Raw genomic sequence first — 2753 nt, forward strand, 5'->3', positions numbered from 1 at the left:
CGTATTTCGGATCGAACTCGTCTCGCGGCTCAAGGTTCTTCACGTAATATTCCTCGCGGAACACGAAGAGCACCACGTCGGCGTCCTGCTCGATCGAGCCGGATTCGCGAAGGTCCGAAAGCTGCGGGCGTTTGTCTTCGCGGCTTTCCACCTGACGGGAGAGCTGGGAGAGCGCGATGATCGGCACGTTCAGTTCCTTGCCCAGCGCCTTGAGACCCGTGGTGATCTGGGTGATTTCCTGCACGCGGTTGTCGCTGGATTTGCCCGAGCCGGTCATAAGCTGGATATAGTCCACCACGAGGCAATCGAGGCCGCGCTGGCGCTTCAGGCGGCGCGCGCGCGCGGAGAGCTGCGCAATCGAGATACCACCGGTCTGGTCGATATAGAGCGGCACCTTCTGCATCATCTGTGAGCAGGCGACGAGCTTTTCGAAATCGGCCTCGGAAATGTCGCCGCGGCGGATTTTCGACGACGACACTTCTGTCTGCTCGGAGATGATACGCGTGGCGAGCTGTTCGGACGACATTTCGAGCGAGTAGAAGCCGACGACGCCGCCGTTCTTCGCCTTGTACGAGCCGTCCGCCTGGATTTCGGGCTCGTAGGCGGCGGCGATGTTGTAGGCGATGTTGGTGGCAAGCGAGGTCTTGCCCATGCCGGGGCGTCCCGCGAGCACGATCAAGTCCGAGCGCTGCAAGCCACCCATGCGACCGTCCAGCGAATGGATGCCGGTGGAGATGCCCGACAGCGAGCCGTCGCGCTCGAAGGCCTGGCCGGCCATATCGATGGCCAGCGCCACGGCGTCGTTGAACGACTGGAAGCCGCCGTCGTAGCGGCCGGTCTCGGCCAGTTCGAACAGACGGCGCTCGGCATCCTCGATCTGGGTCTGCGGCGGCATGTCGAGCGGCGCGTCATAGGCGATGTTGACCATGTCCTCGCCGATATTGATCAGCGATCGGCGCAGCGCGAGGTCATAGATCGCACGGCCATAATCTTCCGCATTGATGATCGTCACGGCTTCGGCGGCAAGGCGCGCAAGATATTGCGGAATGGTGAGATCGCCGACCTTGGCGTCCGACGGCAGGTGCGTCTTCAGCGTGATCGTCGTGGCGATCTTGCCCATGCGGATTGTGTCGCCTGCCAGCTCGTAGATCTTGCGGTGCAGCGGCTCGTTGAAATGGATCGGCTTCAAAAAGTCCGAGACGCGGTAATAGGCGTCGTTGTTGACGAGAATGGCGCCGAGCAGCGCCTGTTCGGCTTCGACGTTGTTCGGTGCCTCGCGGTGGTGCAGCTCCGCATTCTCGCGACCGGCCTGGCTGAGCTTGCGCACGGCATCGTTCATCGTCCCGAATCTCCCGTCTTTCTTTTCGAAGGTCGCTGGTTTGGTTCCTTTGGCCCCAGGGGTCAAGCGCTTCCGGCCCGGTCTTTCCGTTAGACCCGTTGTTAGACTTTTCCACAGGCGGCGCGGACAGGGCAAGCCCGGATTCACTCGGGCTTACAGGCTTTCGGTTGACTCAACGCGCGAATCTCAAAGCGACGCCTCCTGCGGGAACTGGCGGGCACCCCGCCGGTCGCCCTTCGGATTGGCCTCATGCGCCTTCAGGCAATCCTCGCCGCGGCCGATGTAACCGCGCGTCAGCGGCACGGCCTCCTGGTCATGCGCAAGCTGGAGCTGGAAGACGACGAGGTTCTGCCAGCGGAAGGCGCTTTCGGAGGCAGCAAGGTAGAATTCCCAGATACGGCAGAATTTCTCGTCGTAGAGCGCCTTGGCCTCGTCGCGCCTGGCCATGAAACGCTCCCGCCAGTGGCGCAGCGTCTCGGCGTAATGGAGACGAAGGATTTCCACATCCGTCACCGCAAGTCCGCTCTTTTCCACAGCCTGCATCACCTCCGAAAGGGCAGGAATGTAGCCGCCTGGAAAGATGTATTTCTCGATGAACGGATTGTTGGCGGAGGGCCGGTCCGTGCGGCCGATCGTGTGCAGAAGCATCACGCCGTCGCGTTTCAGCAGGGAGGCGCTCTTCTTGAAGAAAGTAAGGTAGTTCGGCCGGCCGACATGTTCGAACATGCCGACGGAGACGATGCGATCGAAGGGGCCTTGCGCGTTGCGATAATCCTGCAAAAGGAATTTCACCTCCTCCGTCAGGCCGCCCTCGGTTGCCCGTTGCACGGAGATCGCATGCTGCTCGTCGGAAAGCGTGACGCCGGTCACTTTCGCGCCGAGCTGGCGGGCGAGGTAAAGCGCCATGCCGCCCCAGCCGCTGCCGATGTCCAGCACGCTCTGGCCCGGCCTGTTGATATTGAGCTTGGATGCGATGTGCCGTTTCTTAGCGAGCTGGGCGTCGTCCAGCGTCTGGTCGGGATGCTCGAAATAGGCGCAGGAATATTGACGGTCCTGATCGAGGAACAGGTCGTAGAGCGCGCCCGTCAGGTCATAGTGGTGCTGCACGTTGCGCCTGGAGCGCACCACGCTGTTCTTCTCCCGCACCCAGCGGAAGACGTAGCGCATGCGCTCCAGCAGGCGGTTCCAGCGGGTATCGTAGTATTTGAAGTCGGGATTGCCGGTGAATACGGTCTTTAGGAGACCGTACATGTCGCCTTCGACGATATCGATATCGCCGGTGCCGTAGTGATGGCCGAGATAATAAGCGGGGTCGATGGCGATCCCCCACACGGCTTTGTTCGTGTTGAGACGCATATGGATGGGATTGCCGGTGCCATCGCCGAAGGTCTGGCTGCTGCCGTCGGGATAGGTG

2 protein-coding genes are annotated in these 2753 nt (G+C 61.6%); both read right to left on the bottom strand.

Annotation, left to right across the window (positions count from 1 at the left end; translation table 11 throughout):
- Window positions 1-1339: replicative DNA helicase (locus ACOZKU_RS21210; protein WP_421580561.1), on the bottom strand; the 1339-nt coding region annotated here is incomplete at its 3' end.
- Between the two features lie 186 nt (window positions 1340-1525).
- On the bottom strand, window positions 1526-2753 hold a 1228-nt coding region (locus tag ACOZKU_RS21215), incomplete at its 5' end, for a class I SAM-dependent methyltransferase (protein ID WP_421580562.1).

Source organism: Shinella sp. M31 (genome assembly GCF_049199205.1).
Lineage (GTDB): Bacteria > Pseudomonadota > Alphaproteobacteria > Rhizobiales > Rhizobiaceae > Shinella.